Origin of the sequence: Nostoc sp., assembly GCF_035638895.1 — a bacterium.
GTDB lineage: Bacteria > Cyanobacteriota > Cyanobacteriia > Cyanobacteriales > Nostocaceae > Nostoc.
Genome location: NZ_DASQZC010000022.1, coordinates 21125 through 28526, shown reverse-complemented (window position 1 = coordinate 28526; position 7402 = coordinate 21125). Strand labels below are relative to the sequence as shown.

Annotated in this window: 5 protein-coding genes; 1 reads left to right on the top strand and 4 read right to left on the bottom strand. The window is 41.9% G+C overall.

Going from position 1 to position 7402, the window contains the following annotated elements; translation table 11 throughout:
- From VE944_RS00915 to VE944_RS00900, 4 genes are all read right to left on the bottom strand, one after another.
- Positions 1–2289: translation initiation factor IF-2 N-terminal domain-containing protein (locus VE944_RS00915; protein ID WP_324970994.1), on the bottom strand; the 2289-nt coding region annotated here is incomplete at its 3' end.
- Positions 2290–2324: 35 nt separating this feature from the next.
- A complete protein-coding gene (locus tag VE944_RS00910; RefSeq protein ID WP_324970992.1) occupies positions 2325–3242 on the bottom strand; it encodes a histone deacetylase family protein in 918 nt (305 codons plus the stop codon).
- 153 nt (positions 3243–3395) lie between these two features.
- Positions 3396–4175 carry an MBL fold metallo-hydrolase gene (locus tag VE944_RS00905; protein ID WP_324970990.1) on the bottom strand — a complete coding sequence of 260 codons (780 nt, stop codon included), beginning with the start codon at positions 4173–4175 and terminating at the stop codon, positions 3396–3398.
- A gap of 394 nt (positions 4176–4569) precedes the next feature.
- Positions 4570–6261, bottom strand: a complete 1692-nt coding sequence (locus VE944_RS00900; RefSeq protein ID WP_324970988.1) for an S-layer homology domain-containing protein — start codon at positions 6259–6261, stop codon at positions 4570–4572.
- A 247-nt stretch (positions 6262–6508) separates the two neighbouring features.
- Between VE944_RS00900 and VE944_RS00895 the strand changes: the two genes are divergently transcribed.
- Positions 6509–7402, top strand: coding sequence for an alpha/beta fold hydrolase (locus tag VE944_RS00895; RefSeq protein ID WP_324970986.1), 894 nt, complete (start codon positions 6509–6511; stop codon positions 7400–7402).

Genomic DNA, 7402 nt, shown 5'->3' with positions numbered 1-7402 from the left:
TTCTTTTAAAGTTTGATAGAGAAGAGAAGGTGCTGTAGATTTCCATTCCTTAACTGCTGAGATAATATAATCTATTTCGCGTTTGCGGTTTTCCCATATCTGGATTGTTTGCTGGATGTTTTGCAGTTTGGCAAGATATTTATCATAATCTGGTTGTAGCTGATTTAATGAGGCGAAATTTTGTTGGACAATCTGTACTGATGCTGCAACTTCTGATATAGCTTTACTTGCATTTTGAGCAGAATCCAAAGCTGTTTTAAATCCAGAAAGTTCTCGTGCTACAGTTTCACGCAACCAAACCGCTAAACCAAAAGCACCAAGCGCCGGACGCACAAAGCCAAGTTCATCAGTATATTTGATAGTTTGACGAACATTTGCTAAAAATTCTTCTACTAAACTGTTACCTTCTGTGTATGGCTTAAGAAGCGGTAAGAAGTCTGTAACTTCTGGAGCTTCCCAGTTTATATTTGGTGCAGTATTTAGTATATTTTCTAGTCCTGCAATTAAGGATTCAACTTCCTTCTGTTTTTCTAGAGTTTCGTTGTAAGATTTTTCTTGATTATTAAAGTCGCTCTCTACTTTTAACTTATTTTTATTGAATTTAATTTGTTGCTGATTTAATTCCTCCTCTGCTTGGAAGTAGGCTGTAAATCTTTCTGATGATGCGAGTAATTGACTGAAAATTTGGATATTTTCGAGCCGTTGAGTAAGATTATTCTCACAATCATTTGCTGTATTTTCTAGCCATCTGCCAATCACTTGGTCTTCTAAAAATGGCTGTCCTTCTTCCCCAACTTTTTCGGCTCTACCTTTTCGTACAGCGCGAATCACAGGGTTGTGAACTAATCGACTTAGGGCGTTATCTACTGCTAAATTGGCTTGAGATGCGATTAGAGTTCGTCCACCGCGAAGTGCAATTTGATAGCAAATCTCGGCAATTACGGTAGTTTTTCCAGTACCTGGTGGCCCTTGGATGAGAACAAGATCCTTAGCGGCAAGTACCTTTTCTACTGCTGCTTTTTGACCAGGATTTGCAGAAGATAATAACAAATCTTGTGGTTGAAGTTGAACAGTTGTTTTGATTTGTCTAGCCTGAGAAGCATCGAATAAAAAGTTACCCAAATATGGATTTTGGGTGTAACCATTATTCAAATCATCTAAAGCTTTTTTCTTACGCTGAATCTGCTGAATATCACCAACTGCCTCAAAACACAAAAATCCTGTATCTGGCAACTTATAACGCTCTGTTGCCATGAATTCAGCTAAGTCACGTTCTAGCCTGAGACTAATAATACAACGGTTGGGGTCAACTTCTTCAACAGTCCCTAATTGACGGCCACTAATCCAATTTTTGCCGACAGGAGCAGTCTCAAAAAGCTTTAAATCTTCGTTTTTCGTGCGTCTTGCTCGTTCCCAAAAGTTTTCTACATCGAGGGAATTTTGATAAAAGCCGTCAAGGGTGGCTGAAGCTATATCTATTTCAAAACTGATTCGTCTTTTGAAGTTATAGTTATGACTTACGTAACGCACACAAAATTGACGTGCTTTAGCAATTTTTTCCTCAATCTGCAAAAATGCTTTCCAAGCTTTAAGCTGCTCTTCTGTGGGCACATTTTCGCCACAAACTGGCGCGGCTGCGATGCGTTTTAATGTTGCGGGTGGAATGTCGAGATGATGCTGATGATTAGGTAACAGACGCAAGCGACAAGGTATAGCATAGCTATCAGCATGTCCCCGTGAGGGTTGTAACAACTGAGCCGAAAGTATTTTTATCCCGTCGCGTCCATCTTTTGGTACAGCCGCTCTAAATCCTAATGTTTTTCTGAGCTTCTCAAGTCTTGCAGGTAATGGAAAATCATCAGAGTCTGTTGCTATTGTCAAATCCCAAATTTCTTCTCTTGCTTCTTTCCCCGCGCCTTTGCGACGTACATAAAATAGAGAAGGCTTTTTACCGACACATTCCAACATTAACTGATTGGCGCGATCGCGCCGCTCCCTAAATTCGGGATATGATTTCAGGGCAGCTTCACCTTCAAGATGGCGGATAAAACTATCAATTGCTGAAGCTATAAACATATAGCCCCAATCTTCAGAGTTTGTTTTAGCTTTCGAGGATTTTGCTGTTAGTTTATTTGCTACTGCACGAATACGTTCTGCATCGGATTCGGAAATGGCGCTGGTATGACTTTTGACTGCAATCTTGAGTTTTTCACAAATTAATAATAGCTTTTTGCTATCCAAATTTAATTCTTTTGCTAGTTCGTATATTCTAAGTTTGCCGTTGTTCATCCAGTTAACTACTGAGGGTTTAAAAACTGATATGACTATAATTTGTACTGCTGATAAACTTCGCTAGCGGCGCGATGCAGCAGAGAATGCCGCCAGACTAAAGATTTCATATCATCAGCATAACCGCCACCAATGACGCAAGCGACGGGATAACCGCTACTCATACAGGTACTTAAAACCTGCATTTCTCGGCGAAAAATCCCAGCATCTGTAAGGGCTAATTTGCCCAAGCGATCGCCTATATGAGGGTCAACACCTGCATCATAAAATACTAAATCTGGCTTGACTTTAGATAATAAATCTGATAAATAATTCGCTAAGGTTTGTAAATAAGCATCATCTTCCATTCCCACGGGCAAAGGAACATCCAAATCGCTGTTTTGTTTAGTACCGGGGAAATTGACTTCGCAGTGCATAGAAAAAGTAAAAACGCTGTCGTCGTCTTGGAAGATAAAAGCAGTGCCATCTCCTTGATGCACATCCAAATCTACAATTAGGATTTTTTGGACAAGTCCGAATTTTTGTAAAACGCGACAAGCGATCGCTAAATCGTTGAAAATACAAAAACCAGATCCATAATTGGGAAAAGCATGATGAGTTCCACCAGCCGTATTACAAGCTAAACCCTGACTTAATGCCAGTTTAGCAGTAAGTATCGTACCACCTACCGCCACACAGGTACGATTCGCTAATGCTGGACTCCAAGGCAAACCAATGCGTCGTTGTGCTTTGGCATCTAGGGTTCCCTCACAGTAAGCTTGAACGTAGCTTGGAGTGTGAACTAACTCTATAAATTCTAGCGGTGAACGTTCGGGGGTGTGAAGTTGTTCTTGATTTGCTACACCATCAGCTAACAGCAATTCGTAGAGTTGTCGGAACTTAGACATCGGGAAACGATGTCCTTCAGGTAGCGGAGCAACGTAATCTGGGTGGTAAATAATTGGCAAGTCCATAAGGAAAGAAAATCTCAAGCAGCTAATCCGACAACTAACCAGCTAGAAATATATATGCAAGATAATTCAGCTATTGAACAAAATTAACCCTGGTGACTAGAAATCTTGCCTATACAGTAAAATCCTTGATTTCTAATCGCTAGGGTTAGGTGCTTAGATTGCTAATGCTCGTTTTTCTAATGGTAGTTCAAAGCGATCGCCTGGTTTCGGCTCAAGTACCCGCGTCGAAAGATTGTTTTTCTCAAGTAACGAACGAAATTCCTCAGCAGTTCCTTTAGTCTGAATCAATTTCATCAACAATCCCTCAAATGCCACATCACCACCAGCCGCAGTCGGTAATATTACTTGAGGTTGTAACGATTTTACTACTTCTAAAGCACTATTTTGTCCTTTAATAATCGGCCCAAGCAAAGGCAATGTCATGTCAATAAACGGTGTAATGACTACATCTATAGGTGCAGCTTGCTTAAGTTCTGGGGAATGATACCCATGAGGCTCGTAGTATACAGTTAAACCACTCTCCAATTCTTTGAGGAGATAACTATTTTCTACCAGAGTGGGGCCAATTGGAGAGCCAGGGAAAGCCTTGATTTCAACTTGATTATTTAAAGTGAAAGTTTCACCATGAGCCAATACTGTTACTTGGGTGTAACCTAACTGCTGTACAACCTTGGCAGCATTGGGAGAAGCTACAACCTTGATGCTGTGATCAAGTAATTTAAGCGTTGGTGGATGAGCGTGGTCTTCTAAACCTTGAGACAGCAGGATCAAATCAATGTTATCTGGTATTGGGTGATTTTGCGATCGCGAACCTTTAAATAACCATTCCAAGTTGCTGAAAATTAACGAACCAACCAGCCAAGGGTCAATTAGTATTCGTTTCCCGCCGATTTCCAGCAGCCAAGAGTTACTGTCTAACCAAGTTAAAAACATAAATTTTGTGAAGATAACGCCTACCTTCATTATCAATGGTGTCACCTTTCTTAGTAAGCACTAAGGCCAACACCTACATTCGTCCGGTCAAGTCTACCACGGAGTTTTTTTATGTCTTAATATAAAGCAGCTAAAGTAGAAGGCGCACTATTACCACTATCCCATCTTGGGGTAGCTTATCAGAATCGCGGGGAAATTGATCGCCTGTGCAATGAGGCACGCACTGAGGGAATACTGCTGGCTGGGCCAAATGACTGGGGTCATCCGGTCGGTTACTGGGCTTTTATTCAAGACCCAGATGGTCATACACTGGAAATTTCCTATGGTCAGGAAATTAATTTTACAGTTGAGCAAGGTAGAGACGCGATTAATCGCGTCTCTTAAAAAAATAGTGTTACTTATTACCAGGGGTGCGTCCACCTTCATCGTTACTACCACCGTGAGGACTGGAATTGCCTGGGTCACAGCCTTCAGCACCATTACCAATTCCTTGGTTGCAATGGCGACGTGGTTTGACGCCCTCTGTCGAAGTTTCAGTCTGCTCTTCCACTGCAACTTGTTGTTGTGGTTGTCCAACGACATACTGCGAAGAGATGCTTTCTACCTTTCCAGTACTCGACAGAGCCTGGTATAGCAAAGCAGATACTTCAGACCTGGTTGCTACCCGTTCAACATTTAGCATCTTCACATTGGGGTAGTTGACGACTATACCGCGTTGTGTTAAAGCAGCAATTAGACTGCGATATTCACGACGAATAGTAGTTGTATCGCTGTAAACAGATAAAACTGTGTCCGTAGAACTACTGCTTTGATAATTTAGTCCCCGCGCTAATGCTACTAAAATGTCAAGGCGAGAAAGGCTTTGACTGGGGTTGAAATCTTTGCCAATAATAGCGTTTAGAAAGCCCATTTGATAAACTTCACTGATGGCATTGTAAGCCCAATACCCAGTTGAGACATCTTTAAAAGCTACTGCTTGGCGAATTTTCCCCTTGGTAAACGCTTTCCGTAGCATTGCCGCAAATTGGGCGCGAGTTACTGGTGCATCAGGGCGAAAAGTCCCATCAGGAAAACCTTCGAGAATTTCCATTGAAGCCAATTCGGCAATAAAATCTTTAGCCCAGTAGTTTGTGGAAACATCAGAAAACCCAACCTGGAGAGCGCGAGACATCCCGACTTGGCGATAATTCATCAACATTTGGCTGATGTCGTAGCTAGAGTTATCGCTGACTTCAATCACCTGCACCAAACTACCTGGAGTAGCTTGCAAAGCCTCTGCCAAGTCGGAACTAAAGACGCTTATGAATGACTGACGCACTAAAGCATACTCACCCTGAGTAAAAGAGACGGGATAAACGCTGGTTCTGGCAATTGTTGACAAACCTTCTACTTGGAACTGACTACCTTGGAAGGTTTGGGAACTGCTTAGAAAACTAACACGTTGGTCACTGACTTGAGTGAAGTAGTCGTAGGTAGTCGCACCTGCATCAATAGTGCCGTTTTGGTCAGCATCAACACCATAAACAGTGCGAACTACTTGGTATTCTGTAGGTTTGGCTGACAAAATCAGGTTAACTGTGGTATTTGCCGACAAACATTCAAATTCGCTGTAGCCAATAAAGCGGTTTTGAACATCATACAATCGCACGACGATGCGATCGCTAGTTTTTAAGCCCTTAGCAAATTTTGCTTTTTGCTTAATCTTGTATTTGTAATCACCCAAAAACCGCTCTTTTAAATAGCCCTTACTACTTTTACTCTTGACAGAAATGCGAGCAATTACCTCTGACAAGTTACCGGATGGTTCCCAAATAGCGAGGCTAAAACCTGTTTTTTTCGCTTTTGCAGAAACATTACTAGTGCGGCTTTCTGTGGTGATAGTTTGCCGTTCAATAGTATTAGTACGACTCCTTGTTTCTACTTTCTTATCGGCTAAAAGTTGTTGACCTGTAGAATTCTCAGATATTTGGGCGACGGTGGTAGAGAACTCTGAAGTTGCAGATGCAGAAGCTATTGGCGAAAATATTGCCACAGAGGTTGCAGCTAGAATAAACTTGCTCATTTGAGCAAAGTAACTTTGATTCATGTATTTAATCCCACACTACTATTTGTCTAAAAAGTCACAGGGGTATTTGGTATCCCTTGACTTATTAATCCCTTGGGGTAGATGGAACTAACATTTAATCAGTGCTAGGTGAAAAGTTAGAAGTATATTATTTTATCCTTAGCCCCAAGAATTGGAAGCAACTAGCGCAGCAATTCTATTCGCAACTTCAGGATATGAGGTCAGAGAACATTAATATATTTGAAGAAACACTTTATGAATCTTATTAATGACTGTAACTACACAACAGCTTCCAACTCAAGACGCCTTTGAAAAATTCATTTGGAATTGGCAGGGCTACAAAATCCAGTACACTGTCATGGGTACAGGACGACCTTTGGTACTGGTTCACGGCTTTGGTGCTTCTATTGGACACTGGCGCAAAAATATCCCAGTTTTAGCTAATGCTGGCTACCAGGTGTTTGCCATAGACCTTTTAGGTTTTGGCGGTTCTGATAAAGCGCCCATTGATTACACTGTGGAAGTTTGGGTGGAACTGCTGAAAGATTTCTGCACAGCACACATACACGAACCTGCTGTATTTATTGGCAACTCCATCGGCGCACTTTTGAGCTTAATTGTACTGGTAGAACATCCAGAAATTGCTGCTGGTGGTATTTTAATTAACTCTGCGGGTGGCTTGAGTCATCGTCCCCACGAACTGAACCCACCGCTACGGATGGTAATGGCAGCTTTTAATCGGTTTGTGCGATCGCCAATTACAGGTAAATTTGTTTATAACCGCATCCGTCAAAAAGCCCAAATTCGCCGCACCCTCTACCAAGTTTACAAAAACCGTGAAGCCGTCACCGATGAATTAGTCGATTTACTTTATACTCCCTCTTGCGACCCAGGAGCGCAACAAGTTTTCGCCTCCATTCTTACCGCTCCTCCTGGCCCAAGTACAGAGGAACTTTTGCCCAAAGTAGAACGTCCTCTATTAGTAATTTGGGGTGCTGATGATCCTTGGACACCAATTACCGGGGCAAAGATTTACGAAGAGGCGCGTGAGAATGGCAAAGAAATCAAAATTGTTCCCATTCCCAATGCCGGTCATTGTCCCCACGATGAAGTTCCAGATATTGTTAATGCCCAGATTGTCGATTGGCTAGCCCAAAGTTAA